Source organism: uncultured Devosia sp. (assembly GCF_913055165.1).
In the GTDB taxonomy this organism is placed as follows: domain Bacteria; phylum Pseudomonadota; class Alphaproteobacteria; order Rhizobiales; family Devosiaceae; genus Devosia.
On record NZ_CAJXJS010000001.1, the window covers coordinates 154,527 to 169,468 of the forward strand.

Sequence of the window (14,942 nt, forward strand, 5' to 3'; positions counted from 1 at the left end):
ATGAAAAGGGCCGCCTTCGGGGCGGCCCTTTTTTGTCTCAGCGCAGGCCCAGCGCCTCGATGGCGGCGACCTGTTCGGTTTCCAGCGGGCCCAGGGTCTCGGCCGCCACCGCCTCATCGAGTTCGGCCCGGTTCTTCACCCCCAGCACCAGCGTATCGACCCCGGCAATGCCCAGTGCATAGCGATGCGCGATCAGCGCCGGCGACGCGCCCCATTGCCGGCACAGCGCGCGGTAAGGTTCGGCGCGGGCAAAGTCACGGCTGGTGGGCGAATTGTCATCGCGGTCCAGTGCTCCGGTCAGCGCCCCGGCCTGCACGGCCCGCACCCCCATCACGCCCACGCCGGCCGCTTTGGCGGCAGCAATAACATCGCGCGGCCGCGGATCGAGCCCCGTGCCATTCATTTCGCCCGGACTGTCGAGCAGATTGGCAATCGCTTGCACGGCGGCGGGTAGGGGACCATCGGACAATGCCGCGATGGTGGCCGCCGCGTGGTTGATCCCGGTAATCCCCCAATCGCCAATCAGCCCGTCTCTGACCAGTTGCGCAAAGGCCGGCCGCACCGCTTCACGATAAAAGGTCAGCGCGGTCGAGCGCTCATCCTTGGGCGGCTGGCCCGGCGGATACTCGAAATCATCGGGCCGGATTTCCGAATGCAGCAGCATCATGTCGACCCGCTCGAGCTGCATGGCGACAAGACTATGCTCCAGCGATGCACGGAGCTGGTCATAGGCCTGGTCCGGCGCCACCGTGCCAAGGCTATACTTTGTGGTCACCCGGACGCCGTCTGGCAGTTTGCCTTCAAAGGCCCGCCCGATCATCGCTTCACAGATCTTGTAGCCCGGCGCCGCATCGAGCAGCGTGATCCCGGCATCGACCGCCGCCCGCAAGGTGGCCACGGCCTCGTCCTCGGAGGTCGGCCCCCACACCTGCCCGATCCCGCCGCCGCCCAATGTCAGCCGGCTCACCGCGCCGAAGCGTCCCAATCGCGCGCTCTTCATCTCAAGCCTCCATCATGTCTGCGTGCATAATTGCATCAATTTCCGCCATCACCGCGGCGGGCAGCGGGCCTTTTTCCAAAGCGCCGAGATTGTCGCGCACCTGGGCTTCGGTCTTGAAGCCGGGAATGGGGAAGGTGTGGGGCGAACGGGCCAGGATCCAGCCCAGCGCGCCCTGCGCCGGCGTGCGGCCGCCGCTGGTCAAAAGGTCACGCAGCGCCTCGATCCGGGCCAGGGCTTCCGGTGTCGGCGTGCCATCCTTGAAATGCTTGACCCATGAATGGCCGGCGCCGCGCACATCGCTGCCCGGCAGGCGGCTCGCGGCCGAGAACTTGCCCGAGAGCAGGCCCATGGCCAGCGGCGAACGATTAAGGCTCGCCAATCCCGCCTCGGCGCAGAGCGCCAGCATCTCCGGCCCGTCATGCAGCACGTTGAGCTCCTGCTGCACCGCCGCGAAATGCGGATAATCCAGCATCCGCCGCGCGGCCTGGGCATTGTCGGTGCTCCAGCCCCAGGCCTTGATCCGCCCGGCCTCGGCCAATTTCTCCAGCGCCTCGGCGGCCGCGTCGGCCTGATCCTCGGTCAGCTCGCCGGGATGGATCTGGTAGAGATCGATCTGCTCGACCCCCAACCGCTTGAGCGATTGCGCATTGGCCCACTCGATGTAACTGGGGCTCACATCGATCGAGAGCAGGGCGCGCTTGGCCTCGTCATAGGTAAAGCCGAATTTGGTGGCGATGATGGCCTCGTCCCGGCGGCTCTTGAGCGCGGCGCCCAGCACCCGCTCGCTATGGCCGGTGCCATAAGCATCGGCGCTGTCGAACAGATTGGCGCCCAGATCAAGCGCGATCTGCAAGGCGCGGATCGATTGGGCGTCATCCACATCGCCCCAGCCATCATTGCGCCCATCCAGCGTAAAATGCCCGCCAATCGCCCAGCAGCCCAGGCCAATGGCACCGGCCATGCGGCCGGTGCGCCCCAATTGTCGTTGCCACATCATTTGCGGTCTCCCTCAATGTCAATGCGGGCGATCACGTCATCGATCTGGTCGCGCTCAATGCCCAGATCGGCCAGGATCCGGCTATCCAGCATGGCGAGCCGGCGGCGGGTATAGTTGCGCATATGCCAGGCATAGAGCCGGCGTCTGACGGGTTCGAACATCGTCTCGTCTCCTCGAAATGGCCATGCAGCCACCAGCCGCCAGACCCGGCGAGTCGGCGTTTCATTCTTGGTGCTACAGGCAATTGACTCCGCCTCGTCCTGTAAGGCGGCGAGACAAATATTGCGCAAATGCGGTCCTCTGCGCTACGATTGAAGTCGAAAGGCACATTGCAGGAATGAAAAGTGGATTTCTCCTGGGACGATTTGCGGCTCTTCCTCGATGTCGCCCGGCTCGGTGGCCTCAGCGCCGCCACCGGGACCACGGGCCTCTCCGCCGCCACGCTGGGCCGCCGCGTCACCGCCCTTGAGCATCAGATCGGCGAGCCCTTGTTTGTGCGCAGCCAGACCGGCTACGCCTTGACCCCGGCGGGTGAGGAATTGCTGTTGCGCGCCGAGGAGGTCGAGGCGGCCATGCTCTCGCTCCGGCGCTGGAAGGACGGATCGATCGGCGAACGCGTGGTGCGGGTCTCGGCCGGGCCCTGGACCTCGGCCTTCATCGCCCGCCATATCGGCCAGATCTGGACTGCGGCGGACCGCTTCGGCGTCGAGCTGGTCACCGCCAGCCACAAGGTCGATATCGGCCGCCGCCACGCCGATATCGGCATTCGCAATCAGCGACCGACCGAGCAATGGCTGGCCGGACGGCTGGTCGGCAAGGTGGCCTATGGCCTCTATGCCCGCCCCGAACTGATCAGTGGCGTTGCTGCCGGTTACTTCGTCGGCGCGGCAGGAGACAGCAGCCAGACCCATTCGGCCCGCTGGCTGCATGCCCGCCATGGCGACCGCATCGCCACCCGCGGCAATGACGCCATGAGCGTGCTCGAACTGGTCGCCGCGGGGGCCGGCATGTCGGTCTTTCCGTGTTTCGTCGGCGATGCCGATCCGCGCCTGTCGCGCATGGCCGGCACCATCCCCGAGCTCGAAACCGAGCAATGGCTGGTCTGCCACCATGAAGAGCGCCATACCCCGGCGGTGCGCACCGTCACCGAGCGCATCGCCGCCCTGATGCGCGAGCAGGGCCCCCTGTTTCGCGGTGAGCGCATTGCTGGCTGAAGCATTGAGAAAATATCGCGCATTAGCGGTGTGTTAGCAGCTTTGTCTTAGTATTCGCGCTGGACGCAGGAAATAATTGAGAGCGATGCCATGCGCGCATACGCCTATGTTGTCGGACCTGAAAATGGTCCGGGTACGGCCCTTCTCGATCTGGCGCGGGGGCTGGGCTTTGCCGGGGTCAGCCCGTTTTCGACCATGGCCCAGGCCGAACAGCAGACCCAGACCACGCCCATCTGTTTCTTTCTGTTCGCCGCCACCGAACATCTCGAAAGCCTGCGCGGCATTGCCGAGGCGGTGCGCTTCAGCACCACGAGGCGCCTGCGCTTTTCCCCGCTGATCTATTTTTCCGAAAGTCCCTCGATCGAGGCGATCAGCGGCTGCATCAATATGGGTTTTGACGACGTCATCACCATGCCCTTCACCCGCAAGCGGGTGCTCGAGCGGATCACGCGGCAGGTCGGGCAGAACCTGGTCTACTACGAAACGCCCCGCTATTTCGGCCCCGACCGGCGCGGCCGTCCCGGCGTCGAACAGCGGTACGGCAATAGCCGCGGGTCCGGTCAGTTCCGCCGCCTCGAAATCGTCCGCAACCTGGTCAGCGGCATCAATGTGGTGCGCGACGATCATTTCGCGCCCGAGCCGGTGTGACCGGAATGCAAACGTTGCAATAAACCACTCCAGCGCTCTTCCCGCCCTATTCTCACCTGCCGGGAAATGGCCTAGCGTGCCGGCCATCGACCTTCCTTGAGCACTTTATCAAAATGCGATTCGGCCTTGTCTTGCCGCCCCAGATCAAGGTCTTCGGGGCCTTCTTCATTTATTCGTTCTGCATGGGCGCCATGTTTCCGCGCCTGCCCGAAATCCAGGAAGCCATGGGCGTGGGCGAAGGCCAGCTTGGCTTGGCGCTGATCGGCTCGGCCGTCGGCACGCTGATTTCGCTGACCTTTGCCGGCCGCTTCATCGAGGCCCTGGGCTATCGGCGCATCCTGCTCGTTGCCATTCCGCTGCTCTCGGTGCTGTTTGCCGCCGCCGTCTGGGCTGCCAATCCGCTGGCCTTCTTCCTGCTGCTGGTGCCGGTGGGGCTGACCATTGGCTGCATCGAAATCATCATCAATATCGAGGCCGACCGGGTCGAACACGCCATTGGCCGCCGCATCATGAGCCGCGCCCATGCCTTTTGGAGCCTGGGCTTCTTTTCGGCCGGCATCGTAGGGTCCTTCATCGCCCGCACGGGCCTGGCGCCGCAATGGCATCTGATGATCATGATCCCCGTGGTGCTGCTGGCCACGCTCGTCGTGCTGGGCCAGTTCCAGCCCGCCGCGCATCGCACGGGCTCGAGCACCGATGAAACCCCGCGCCTGGCCCGGCCCACCGCCACCATCATGGCGCTGGTGGCTGTCTGTCTCTCCGCCATGCTGATGGAAGGCGCCGGCATCGACTGGTCGGCCATCTATATGCGCAACATCTTTGACGCCACTCCGTTCTGGGCCGGCATCGCCGTTGCCGTGGTGGCCGGCTCCCAGGCCTTTGCCCGCTTCTTTGCCGATGGCTTTGTCGATCGTTTCGGCCCGGTGACCGTGGCACGGGTCCTGCTGACAATTCTGGGCGGCGGCGTGGTGCTGGCCTTTCTGGCCCCCTCGGCGCTGCTCGCCTATTGCGGCTTTGCCATGATCGGCTTCGGCTCGAGCGCCCTGTTCCCGCTGGCCATGTCCGCCGCCGCACAGCAGACGGACCGCCCCGCCGCCATCAATGTCGCCGCGCTGGCCCAGTTCTCCTTCACTGCCTTCCTGCTCGGCCCGCCGCTTCTGGGCTTCATCGCCGAGCATTTCGGCATCCAATGGACCTTCGGCGTCGGCTTTCCGCTGGTCCTGCTGGGCCTGTTCACCGCCCATGTGCTGGCGCCGCGCCCGGTCATCAAGACGGTGACGCCGTGACCATCGCCCCCCAGCACCGCATCTACGCCTGCTTTTTCTTCTTCGCCGTCGCCACCGGCGCGCTGATGTCCCGCCTGCCCGAGCTGCAGACCCATCTCGGCGTCAGCGAGGGCCAGTTGGGCCTGACCATGATCGGCATGGCCATCGGCTCGTTGATCTCCCTGACGGCCGGCGCCCCGCTTGTAGAAAAGCTGGGTTTCCGTACCACCGCGTTTTTCACCACGCTGGGCCCGGCCATTCTGTTTGCCATCATCCCCTGGTTGCCTACCGCGCCGGCGGTTTTTGTGGTTCTGCTCGTGGTCGGCTTGCTGGCCGGTGCGCTCGAGATCAATCTCAATGTGGAAATCGACCGGCTCGAGACGTTGACCGGCAAGCGCTACATGAACCGCGCACATGGCTTCTGGAGTGTCGGCTTCTTCTTCACCGCCCTGTTCGGCGCCGTGATCCGCCAGTCGGGCCTGTCGGCGGGGCTGCACCTTGCGCTCGTCGCAACCATTATCGTGTTGATCGGCGGTTATCTGATCTATGGTGCCACCAATGCGCCCAGGACCGCCCGCAGCCAGACCGAGGCGGCCGGACATCGGTTTGCCTTTCCCAATCTGGGCCTGCTGCCGCTCTGCCTGATCGGCTTTGCCGCTTTTCTGGTGGAAGGGGCCGGCATCGACTGGTCGGCCATCTATATGCGCGATGTCTTTGCCGTCGAACCCATTGTCGGGGGCATGAGCCTGACCCTGTTCGCCTTCTTCATGGCCCTGCTGCGATTGACCGCCGATCCATTTGTAGCCCTGTTCGGGCCGCGCAATGTCGCCATGATCATGCTCGGCTCCGCCAGCCTCGGTGCCCTGCTGGTCGGCATCGCGCCGGGGCCTGAGCTGGCACTGGCCGGTTTCGCGCTGATGGGCGCGGGTTGCTCGGCTGTCTATCCATTGGCCGTCTCGGCCGCGGCGCAGCGCACGGACCGGCCGGCTGCCGTCAATGTCGCGGCCATCGGCCAGGTCAGCGTCGTAGTGTTTTTCCTGGCGCCGCCCCTGCTTGGCTTCGTGGCCGAGCTGATCAATATCCGCGCCTCTTATCTGGTCTGCCTGCCCTTGTTGCTGGCCGGGCTTTGGGCCTCCAGCTTTGCGCTGGGCTCCAAAAAGGTGGAAACTCCCCTGGGCATGCCGCCCGAACCGCTCGGACCCAATGGCTGATCTGCCACCAATCGTTGACCTGCGCCAATCGGCCACCGCGCTGCGCGTCCAGCGCGGGGTCATGCGCATGCTGCGCGAGCGGCACGACATGGCCTGTTATGCCGAAGTGCCGTTGGCCAATGGCCGCCGCGCCGATGTGCTGGCCGTCGGGCCCAAGGGAGAGATCTGGATCATCGAGATCAAGTCGAGCCTTATCGACTTCCAGGTCGATCGCAAATGGCCTGAATATCGCGAATTTTCCGACCGCTTCTTTTTCGCCAAGCCGCCCGAGCTGGACGGCGAGATATTTCCTCAAACGGAAGGGCTGATCGTCGCCGATGGCCATGATGGCGCGATCCTGCGCGACAGTCCCGACACCCCGCTTGCTCCCGCCCGCCGCAAGGCGCTCATGCTCAAACTCGCCCGCATGGGAGCCGACCGCATTCACGCCCTGATGGACCCCGGGCCAATCGCCTGAGCCTTCCCTTCAGAGCAATTCCAAAGTATTGACGCATAATGCTTTTCACCCATTGGCGCATTGTCGCGCTGTTTTTCACCCATGCCCTGGCCGCCGGCGCCATTCACACCCGCATTCCGGACCTGCAGGAGCTGATCGGGCTCACCGAAGGCCAGCTTGGCCTGGTGCTGATCGGCCAGCCGCTGGGTGCGCTTTCGATGTTTCTGTTTTCCAGCGTCATCGTCGAGCGCTTCGGGCCGCGCCGCATGATCCTCTGGCTGCTGCCAAGCGTGGTCATCACCGCCGCCTTGGCCACGGTACTGCTCAACCCGATTGCCCTGTTCGTGCTGCTCGCGCTCAACGGCGTCGGCTTTTCGCTCACCAATATCGCCATGAATGTCGAGGCCGATCGGGTCGAGGCGGCCACCTCGGCCCGGGTGATGAATACCTGTCATGGCGCCTGGAGCGTCGGCTTCCTGCTCACCTCCCTGCTTGGCGCCGCGCTGCGCGGCCTGCATGTCACGCCGGCCCTTCATCTCTGGGCGCTGGTGCCGCTGCTGATCGGGTTGATCTGGTTCGTCGTTCTGCCCATGCCCGACATGCCGCCCCGTCCTCACGCCGGCGGCGCGGTGAAAAAGCTGGCCTGGCCAAGCTGGGCCACCATGGGGCTGGTGGCCTTCGGTCTGGGTGCGGGGCTGACCGAAGGAGCCTCGCGCGCCTGGTCAATCATCTATCTGCGCGACAGTTTCAATGTCGCCCCCTTTGTGCAGTCATTGGCCCTTCCCGCCCTGCTCTTTGCCATGGCAGGCGGGCGCCTGGTCGCCGATCGCGTCATTGATCGATTCGGCCCGGTGCGGGTGGCGCGCAGTCTGTCCGCCCTGGCCGTGCTGGGCATGCTGGCCATTGTCCTGGCCCCCAATGCCTATGCGGCACTGGCCGGCTTCCTGGCCGTGGGCATCGGCATCTGCGTGCTCTTTCCGCTCACACTGTCCGCGGCCGCGCGGCTGGGGGATCGTCCGGCCAGTCAGAACGTGGCGGCAACCACATTGATCTTCCAGCTCGTCAATCTGGGCGCCCCGGTCCTGATCGGCAGCGTGGCCGAAGGCTTCGGCGTGCGCATGGCCTTTGCCATGCTCATCCCCCTGCTCGTGCTGACCTTTGCCATGGCCGGGCGGCTACGCCCTAAAGATTGAACACCCGGCCGGGCTTGAACTGGCCGAATTCCACATGGCCGGTGGCCAGCACCTTGCCCTTGAAGCTCACCCAGCACTCGTCCATCGACACCGGGGCATTGGCCCCGGTCAACAGCACCGGATTGCCGTGCCCCACCGCCTTGGCCTGGCCGGCATCAAGCCGGATTTCCGCGATATCCTCAAGGCCGGCCGAAACCGGCAGCAGCAGGCCATCGCGCGCCGCCCCGGCTTCGGCGGCCTCGAGTTCTTCAATGCTCACCGCGTCCTCATCGGTGAACGGACCGACCGCGGCGCGGTGCAGCTTGGTCACATGCCCCACCGTGCCCAGCGCCTCGGCAATATCGCGCGCCAGCGCCCGCACATAGGTACCCTTGCCACAGGTCACCTCCAGCACGGTTTCCTCGGGCCCATGCGAAACCAGTTCGATCGCGTCGATATCGATCGGCCGTTCGGCCAGTTCCACTTTTTCGCCGGCCCGGGCCAGATCATAGGCACGCTCGCCATCCACCTTGATCGCCGAAAAGGCCGGCGGCCGCTGCAGAATAGTGCCAATAAAGCGCGGCAGCACCGCCTCGAGCGCCCCCTGTTCGGGTCGCACATCGGAGGTGGCGATCACCTCGCCCTCGGTATCGTCAGTGCTGGTGGCTTTGCCCCAGCCGATGGTAAAGCGATAGATCTTGATCCCGTCCTGCACCTGCGGCACCGCCTTGGTGGCCTCGCCCAGGGCGATGGGCAAGATGCCGGTGGCCAGCGGGTCGAGCGTGCCGGCATGGCCCGCCTTGGCGGCGTTCAGCAGCCAGCGCACCTTGCCCACCGCCTGGGTGGAGGTGAAGTCATATGGCTTGTTGAGCACGACCCATCCGGAGATGGCGCGCTTCTTGGACTTTGGCTGGTTCAAACTCAGTCTTCTTGGCTGTCGTCGCTATCGTCGTCGAGGTCGCGCTTGACCCGGTCCGAGCGCAGCAGCGCATCGATCCGGCCGGCTTCCTCGAAGGTATCGTCCACGAAGAAACGGATTTCCGGGGCATATTTGAGGTCGATCTGCGGCGCCACCCGGCCACGGATGAACTTGCGGTGCCGGTTGAGCGCCGCCACGATCTCCTCGGCATGCGTGCCGCCCAGCGGCATCACATAGGCATTGGCGATCTTGAGGTCCGGCGTCATGCGCACCTCGGGCACGGTCACGACCGCGCCGGCAAGGGCCTCGTCCTCGATGTCACCCCGGGCAAACAGCCCGGCCAGGGCATGGCGCACCAGTTCCCCGACGCGCAGCATGCGCTGGCTCGGGCCAGCGGGTTTGTGGTCTTTTTTCATGGGCAAGCGGCTTAGGCTCTCACAGGGGCGCCGTCAATCCAGAAGCGTCAGCGAGACCTCGGACTTAAACTGGGCCATGCGCGCTTCCACCGTCTCGGCGGGCACCGGCCAGCTTGACGGCGTACTGGCGTCGAACGCCTCGCCCCGCCATTCCTGGAACACCAGGCCGAGCCCGGCCTCGGACCTGTAAAACCCCATCACCATCACTTCGCCCTGTCCGGCAAAATCGGTAAAGGCGTCGAGATAGGCACCGCACACATAGCCCAGCGGCGGCAGCGCATCCTCCGCATCGGGCTCGAGCTGGAACAGCGCCACCGTGTCCGGATCGCAGGATTGGGCATAAACGTTGACCACCCGCGACCGGAACTCGGCCAGGTCCATGTCGGTCTCAGTGCTGATGCGGGCGCCATAAAGGCTGGACCAGAAGGCCTCGCCCTCGCCGCGCTTGTAGATCGTGAGCTGCGCCTGTCCGCCATCTTCGAAAAACCGGGTCGAAACCCGCTCGGAAATGGCCGCCAGATCAGCGTCCGACCCCACCCAGTCCGGCGGCGGCAGGGTCAGGCGCTGCCCCAGCACATCGAGCACCAGGCGTCCCTCGTCCTGCGTGAAGGGCAGCGCACTCTGCGCCAGCACCGGGGCAGGAAGCATCATCAGGCCAGCCGCCAGAATTGCCGCTTTATTCGTCCAAGGCACGGGCCACTCCTGACACCCGGAAAAACGCTCGTCGCCCGGACGCGCCCCACGCCCCCGACAATGTGACGATTAGGGGGCAGGGCGCCGCCACGCAAGCGCGCGACAGGATCGCGGCCCAGTTGGTCGGCCGATTGGGGAAATGCTGCAACACTTAAGCGCGCGCGGCGCGGGGCAGGGGGCCGTCGGGCAGCAGCCGGTGCGGTGGCTGGTGCCCGTCCATGAAGGTGCGGATATTGACGATCACCGCTTCCCCCATCTCCACCCGCGCTTCCAGCGTGGCCGACGCCATATGGGCGGTCAGCACCACCCGGTTCGTCTCGGCCAGCGCCAAGAGGCGCGGATTGATGCCGGGGCGGTTCTCGAACACATCGAGCGCCGCGCCAGCCAGGTGCCCGCTTTCCAGCCGCTCGATCAGAGCGGTCTCGTCAAGCAGTTCGGGGCGGCTGACATTGATCAGATAAGCGCCCGGCCTCATCCGGTCGAGCCGCGCAGCAGACAGGATATGATGCGTGTCGCGGGTCAGCGGGGTATGCAGCGAAACGATATCCACTTCGGCCAGCATGGCGTCCAGATCGTCCCAATAGCGCGCCTCGAGCGGTTGCTCGATGGCCGGTGGGCGGCGATTGCGCGAGTAGTAGTGGATATTGAGGCCAAAGGCCCGGGCGCGGCTCGCCACCGCCGTGCCAATCCGGCCCATGCCCACAATGCCCAGCGCCTTGCCGCGCAGCCGGTGCCCCAGCATCGAGGTGGGCGACCATCCCGCCCAGGCCCGGTCCCGCAACAGCATCTGCGTGCCCTCCACCAGCCGGCGCGGCAGCGCCAGCATCAGCGCCGTGGCCATGTCGGCGGTGTCCTCGGTCAACACCGAAGGGGTATTGGTCACGGTCAGCCCGGCCGCCCAGGCCGCGTCGAGGTCGATATTGTCCACCCCATTGCCGAACTGGGCGATCAGCCGCACGCTGGGCGGCAACCGGCCGATCAGCGCCGCGTCGATATGGTCGGTAATGGTCGAGACCAGCACATCCTTGCCCGCGAGTCCGGCCAGGATATCGTCCCCGCTCAGGGCCAGATCGGCGTCATTGACATCGGTTTCGAACAGGGTCGCCATGCGCGCTTCAATGCTCGCGGGCAGCCGTCTGGTCACCAGGATCTTGGGTTTGCTCGATGTCATGCGCACCAATGAGGGGCCGGTTGGTCACCGGCGCAAGTGTCGCCTTCAGCGACCATTAAGGATATCGCGCTAGTGATAGGGCAAATCAAACCCGTCTGCAAAGTGATGTTGTTCTTGCCAGCTCTGCCGGCCCGCCTGCGCACTGTATTCGCCATTCTCGTGGCCCTGTGCGCCGCTGCCATCGCCACGCCTGCCACGCAGGCGCAGGACAATCCCAGCGGCCTGCCGCTGCCCCGTTTCGTCACGACCCGCTCGCACCCGATCAATGTCCGTGTCGGCCCCGGCACGCGCTATGAAATCGCCTGGAACTACACCGTCTCTGGCGTGCCGGTGGAGATTATCCAGGAATTTGATACCTGGCGTAAGATCCGCGATGTCGAAGGCGACGAGGGCTGGGTGCATCAGAGCCTGCTGTCCGGCAATCGCGCCGGCTACGCCACGCCTCTGCTGGCCAATGGCGAGGTGCAGATGCATACCGGCCAATCCGCCGATGCAGCGGTGCGGGCCCGTCTCGCACCCGGCGTCCGGGTTTCGATCAGCGAATGCGACGGTACCTGGTGCAATGTTTCGGCCGGCCAACCGGGCGAGCGTCAGGCCTATTCGGGCTGGGTGCAGCAGGCCGAGCTCTGGGGTGTCTATGCCGACGAGACGTTCGACTGAGCCCGAACCTCAAGCTCAGCCATGATATTGGTACGCTCGCGATTGCGCCGCTCATCATCACTCAGCTTGGGGCAGGAGGCGCAGTAGCGCTCGGGAAAGGCCAGATAGTCGAGGCAACAGCCCTTGCGCGCCATGATGGCAACCTGCTGCCCATTGGGCAGGTCGAGCGTTTCCAGCCCGCCCTGTCCCTCCAGCCCCATTGCCGAGAGCCACAGATCGCAATAGCGATACTGCTCTGCCATGCTGATCTCGGGCCGGAAGTGTTTCAGCCGCACCATCAGCCCCAGCATCCGGTCGGCCAATAGGCGCAGCGCCGGGGTCTGCTTGAGCTTGGTCACCGCATTGATTTCGTCCAGCACGCTATCGCCCATGGCGCGCAGATCGCGCCCCGCCCTGGCGATCAATTCTTCCGTGCTGCCCTCCATCTGCGGTCCCGGGGCCAGGCGATAGCCATTGACGTCAAGGTTTTGCCGCGCCTGCGCCAGCGTCGTCACTGCCGGCAGCGCGCCATGCAGATGCACCGCAATGACCGAAAGGTAAGCCGGCTGCCACATCAGATTGGTCCACAGCCGCACCGCGTGAAACGGTTGCCCGGCTTCCGGATAGCTCACTGCCAGCCGTTCATACAGCTCCTCCAGGAACGCCCTGTTGTCCTGGCCCGGACTGTGCCACCCCGGCAAGGGCCCGCCCGGCGCCCCCTTGAGAAAGCCCGTCGCCGACCCCGCCAGGGCGATGAACCGCGTCAACGCAACATCGTCTGCAGTCTGGGCGAAAAGGTAATTGCGGCTGGTCAAGTGCGGCATCCTGAAATCGGTTCTCTCCTAGCCGGTTCATTCGGACAAGGAAAGTCACCTACTCGACCCGCAATTCTACCAATACCGCGCTTTACCGCTCCCTGTGGCGGTCCGGTCCATGCTGTCGCCAACCCGCTCATTCGCCTTGGGAGGCATGAATGCGAAGGCCCGGCGCAAGTCTGCTCAATGATCGGCGCGGCACGGCCGCCATCGAATTTGCCATACTCACGCCCGTGTTCCTGCTGCTGCTCACCGGCATGCTGGCCTATGGCATCTATTTCGGCGCCGCCCATTCCGTTCAGCAATTGGCCGCCGATGCAGCGCGCACCGCCATTGCCGGCCTCAACCAGGCCGAGCGCAACAGCCTGGTTGCCACCTATCTGGCGCAGAATGCGGGCGATTATCCGCTGCTCAATCCGGCCCGCCTCACCCACACCATCGGCGACAGTCCTGCCGACCCGGCGCAATATGTCGTGCGCCTGAGCTATGATGCGACCGATCTGCCGATCTGGAATCTCTATCCACCCCTGCCGCTGCCGGGCAAGACCATTGTCCATGGCGCGACCATCCGGCGGGGTGGCTTGTGAGCGGGTCCCGTTTCCGCCGTGATGAGCGTGGCAATATGGCCGTGCTCTTCGCCTTCGGTTTTGCTGTTTCCGCCATGGTGTCGGCCTTGGCGGTGGATGCGGCCGCGCTCTATCACGAGCGTCGCGTCCTGCAGGCCGCAGTCGATCTGGCGGCCATCTCGGCGGCGGCCGATCCCTCCCGCGCCACCGAGATCGCCCAATCCGTGCTGGCGGAGGCGCAGCTCCTTGCCCCCGCCAGCACGGATGGGCTGACTGTCCTTCCGGGTCGCTATGACCCGACCGAACCGGACATTGCCGACCGCTTCAGGCCCGGACAGGCCCCGCACAATGCCGTTTCGGTCACCCTCAACCGGCCCGGCAGGCTTTATTTCGCGGCCAGCTTTGCCGCCGTGCCGACCCTCCAGGCATCGGGCATTGCGGCGGTAACCCCCGAGGTGTCCTTCTCGGTCGGCTCGCGCCTCGCCAGCCTCAATAATGGCCTCGCCAATGCCATTCTGTCGGGCCTGCTCGGCACCACACTGTCCCTGTCGGTGCTCGACTACACCGCGCTCGCCGCGGCCCAGATCGATGCACTGGGATTTCTCGACGCCCTGGCCACCCAATTGGGCGTGACCGCCGGAAGCTACGACGATCTGCTCACGACCAAGGCCGGGGCAGGGGATATTGCCGCCGCGCTGGCATCGCTCACCAATGGCACTGCACAATCCGCCTTGATGCTGCTCGCCACCGCCGGCACCGGCGCCGATGTGGAGCTGGGCAAGCTGATCGACCTGGGCCGGCTGGGAGGGCTGGAGCTTGGCAGCGCCGGGGTCGCCGACCTGTCCCTGTCTGTGCTCGAACTGCTCTCGGCCGCCGCCGTGCTCAGCGATGGCGACAGCCAGGTCTCGCTCAATCTCGGGGCTGCGGTGCCGGGGCTGGTGTCGCTGCAACTTGATCTCGCCATTGGCGAGCCTCCGCAGGGTGGCGGCTGGTTTGCCCTTGGGCCCCTGGGCACCATCATCCGCACCGCGCAGACTCGCTTGCGCCTCAGGGCCGAATTGCTGGGCGGACCGGCCCTGCTCGGCGCCGGCGTCAAGCTCCCGCTCTGGCTCGATCTGGCCCCCGCCGAGGCGCGCGCCGAAGTGGCCACCTGTCCCACCATCGGCGCGCCACATGGCAGCGCCACCATCGCCACGCGCCCCGGCGTGCTGCGCTTGAGCATTGGGGAGATGAGCGATGCGAGCCTTGCCGATTTCGGCGTGCCCCCTTCGGCCGCCCCGGTGCGCCTGATCAATATCCTGCTGCTGCGCGTCACCGGCGCGGCCATGGTCGAGCTGGCCCAGACCAGCCCGGTCCGGCTCGAATTTTCCTCAGCCGACATCGCCGCGGGCACCATGCGGACGGCGCGCACCGAAACGCTGGTGGCGTCCCTTGCGGATGCGCTGCTCGCCCGCCTCGACCTCACGGTCAATGTGCTGGGCCTTGGTCTCTCGCCGCCCCATCTCATCGCCCAGGCGGTGCGCAGCCTGCTCGTGCCGCTGGCGCCCCTGCTCGACAACACGATCAACGCCACGCTCTCCGCCCTGGGGCTGGGTCTGGGCGAGGCCGATGTGCGCGTCTATGGCGTGCGCTGCGATCGCTCTGTGCTGGTGGGGTAGAATTCCCTGAGGACCAGCGCAGAAGAAAAATCACACAATTTCGCAGCCCCCACTTCCCGACTCCGCCCTGCCCGGTCTAGGCTGACGCACGTACATCCGGAGCGCTTCCGGCACGGCGTGTG

At 65.6% G+C, this 14,942-nt stretch carries 17 protein-coding genes; 9 read left to right on the plus strand and 8 right to left on the minus strand.

All coding sequences use genetic code 11. From position 1 onward, the window contains the following. Positions 1–37: 37 nt before the first annotated feature. The 3 genes from QZ564_RS00755 to QZ564_RS00765 are packed head-to-tail and all read right to left on the minus strand — an operon-like array spanning position 38 to position 2,158. Positions 38–1,000, minus strand: a complete 963-nt coding sequence (locus QZ564_RS00755; protein WP_297103299.1) for an aldo/keto reductase — start codon at positions 998–1,000, stop codon at positions 38–40. A gap of 1 nt (position 1,001) precedes the next feature. Further along, positions 1,002–1,997 carry an aldo/keto reductase gene (locus QZ564_RS00760; protein ID WP_297103302.1) on the minus strand — a complete coding sequence of 332 codons (996 nt, stop codon included), beginning with the start codon at positions 1,995–1,997 and terminating at the stop codon, positions 1,002–1,004. Further along, a complete protein-coding gene (locus QZ564_RS00765) occupies positions 1,994–2,158 on the minus strand; it encodes a DUF1127 domain-containing protein (protein WP_297103304.1) in 165 nt (54 codons plus the stop codon). The genes QZ564_RS00760 and QZ564_RS00765 overlap by 4 nt, the downstream gene beginning before the upstream one ends. A gap of 183 nt (positions 2,159–2,341) precedes the next feature. Here QZ564_RS00765 and QZ564_RS00770 point away from each other — a divergent pair, with 183 nt between their 5' ends. From QZ564_RS00770 to QZ564_RS00795, 6 genes are all read left to right on the plus strand, one after another. Beyond that, positions 2,342–3,211: a LysR family transcriptional regulator gene (locus QZ564_RS00770; protein ID WP_297103307.1), complete on the plus strand. Its 870-nt coding sequence runs from the start codon at positions 2,342–2,344 to the stop codon at positions 3,209–3,211. 90 nt (positions 3,212–3,301) lie between these two features. Further along, positions 3,302–3,859 carry a hypothetical protein gene (locus QZ564_RS00775; RefSeq protein WP_297103310.1) on the plus strand — a complete coding sequence of 186 codons (558 nt, stop codon included), beginning with the start codon at positions 3,302–3,304 and terminating at the stop codon, positions 3,857–3,859. A 113-nt stretch (positions 3,860–3,972) separates the two neighbouring features. Next, positions 3,973–5,145 (plus strand): MFS transporter, encoded by a 1,173-nt coding sequence (locus QZ564_RS00780; RefSeq protein ID WP_297103313.1) that lies wholly within the window; start codon positions 3,973–3,975, stop codon positions 5,143–5,145. Beyond that, on the plus strand, positions 5,142–6,335 hold the full coding sequence (locus QZ564_RS00785; RefSeq protein WP_297103316.1) for an MFS transporter: 1,194 nt from the start codon (positions 5,142–5,144) through the stop codon (positions 6,333–6,335). Before QZ564_RS00780 ends, QZ564_RS00785 begins: the two co-directional genes overlap by 4 nt. After that, positions 6,328–6,792, plus strand: coding sequence for an MmcB family DNA repair protein (locus QZ564_RS00790; protein WP_104892404.1), 465 nt, complete (start codon positions 6,328–6,330; stop codon positions 6,790–6,792). The genes QZ564_RS00785 and QZ564_RS00790 overlap by 8 nt, the downstream gene beginning before the upstream one ends. A gap of 38 nt (positions 6,793–6,830) precedes the next feature. Further along, positions 6,831–7,964 carry an MFS transporter gene (locus QZ564_RS00795; protein ID WP_297103319.1) on the plus strand — a complete coding sequence of 378 codons (1,134 nt, stop codon included), beginning with the start codon at positions 6,831–6,833 and terminating at the stop codon, positions 7,962–7,964. Here the strand turns inward: QZ564_RS00795 and truB are convergent. The 4 genes from truB to QZ564_RS00815 all read right to left on the minus strand — a co-directional run bounded on the left by truB (position 7,954) and on the right by QZ564_RS00815 (position 11,142). Further along, positions 7,954–8,862, minus strand: a complete 909-nt coding sequence (truB, locus tag QZ564_RS00800) for a tRNA pseudouridine(55) synthase TruB (RefSeq protein WP_297103322.1) — start codon at positions 8,860–8,862, stop codon at positions 7,954–7,956. The genes QZ564_RS00795 and truB overlap by 11 nt on opposite strands. 2 nt (positions 8,863–8,864) lie before the next feature. Further along, positions 8,865–9,278: a 30S ribosome-binding factor RbfA gene (gene rbfA, locus QZ564_RS00805; protein ID WP_104892401.1), complete on the minus strand. Its 414-nt coding sequence runs from the start codon at positions 9,276–9,278 to the stop codon at positions 8,865–8,867. A gap of 33 nt (positions 9,279–9,311) precedes the next feature. Further along, on the minus strand, positions 9,312–9,971 hold the full coding sequence (locus tag QZ564_RS00810; RefSeq protein ID WP_297103325.1) for a hypothetical protein: 660 nt from the start codon (positions 9,969–9,971) through the stop codon (positions 9,312–9,314). Positions 9,972–10,122: 151 nt separating this feature from the next. After that, positions 10,123–11,142, minus strand: a complete 1,020-nt coding sequence (locus QZ564_RS00815; protein ID WP_297103328.1) for a D-glycerate dehydrogenase — start codon at positions 11,140–11,142, stop codon at positions 10,123–10,125. A gap of 114 nt (positions 11,143–11,256) precedes the next feature. On the opposite strand from QZ564_RS00815, the gene QZ564_RS00820 reads away from it, so the two are divergent. Then, the gene (locus tag QZ564_RS00820; RefSeq protein ID WP_158672385.1) at positions 11,257–11,802 is read left to right on the plus strand and encodes an SH3 domain-containing protein; all 546 of its coding nucleotides are present in this window, start codon (positions 11,257–11,259) and stop codon (positions 11,800–11,802) included. Here the strand turns inward: QZ564_RS00820 and QZ564_RS00825 are convergent. Then, a complete protein-coding gene (locus QZ564_RS00825) occupies positions 11,778–12,596 on the minus strand; it encodes a siderophore ferric iron reductase (RefSeq protein ID WP_297103335.1) in 819 nt (272 codons plus the stop codon). The two genes, QZ564_RS00820 and QZ564_RS00825, sit on opposite strands and share 25 nt — an antisense overlap. Before the next feature lie 158 nt (positions 12,597–12,754). On the opposite strand from QZ564_RS00825, the gene QZ564_RS00830 reads away from it, so the two are divergent. After that, on the plus strand, positions 12,755–13,183 hold the full coding sequence (locus tag QZ564_RS00830) for a TadE/TadG family type IV pilus assembly protein (RefSeq protein ID WP_297103338.1): 429 nt from the start codon (positions 12,755–12,757) through the stop codon (positions 13,181–13,183). Then, complete coding sequence (locus QZ564_RS00835; protein WP_297103341.1) at positions 13,180–14,820, plus strand: TadG family pilus assembly protein; 1,641 nt, start codon at positions 13,180–13,182, stop codon at positions 14,818–14,820. The genes QZ564_RS00830 and QZ564_RS00835 overlap by 4 nt, the downstream gene beginning before the upstream one ends. Positions 14,821–14,942: the final 122 nt, after the last annotated feature.

Coding starts and splice junctions, on each gene's coding strand:
- QZ564_RS00780 (WP_297103313.1), top strand. CDS start 3,973: ATGCGATTCGGCCTTGTCTTGCCGCCCCAGATCAAGGTCTTCGGGGCC.
- QZ564_RS00755 (WP_297103299.1), bottom strand. CDS start 1,000: ATGAAGAGCGCGCGATTGGGACGCTTCGGCGCGGTGAGCCGGCTGACA.
- QZ564_RS00775 (WP_297103310.1), top strand. CDS start 3,302: ATGCGCGCATACGCCTATGTTGTCGGACCTGAAAATGGTCCGGGTACG.
- QZ564_RS00790 (WP_104892404.1), top strand. CDS start 6,328: ATGGCTGATCTGCCACCAATCGTTGACCTGCGCCAATCGGCCACCGCG.
- rbfA (WP_104892401.1), bottom strand. CDS start 9,278: ATGAAAAAAGACCACAAACCCGCTGGCCCGAGCCAGCGCATGCTGCGC.
- QZ564_RS00765 (WP_297103304.1), bottom strand. CDS start 2,158: ATGTTCGAACCCGTCAGACGCCGGCTCTATGCCTGGCATATGCGCAAC.
- QZ564_RS00760 (WP_297103302.1), bottom strand. CDS start 1,997: ATGATGTGGCAACGACAATTGGGGCGCACCGGCCGCATGGCCGGTGCC.
- QZ564_RS00830 (WP_297103338.1), top strand. CDS start 12,755: ATGCGAAGGCCCGGCGCAAGTCTGCTCAATGATCGGCGCGGCACGGCC.
- QZ564_RS00795 (WP_297103319.1), top strand. CDS start 6,831: ATGCTTTTCACCCATTGGCGCATTGTCGCGCTGTTTTTCACCCATGCC.
- QZ564_RS00815 (WP_297103328.1), bottom strand. CDS start 11,142: ATGACATCGAGCAAACCCAAGATCCTGGTGACCAGACGGCTGCCCGCG.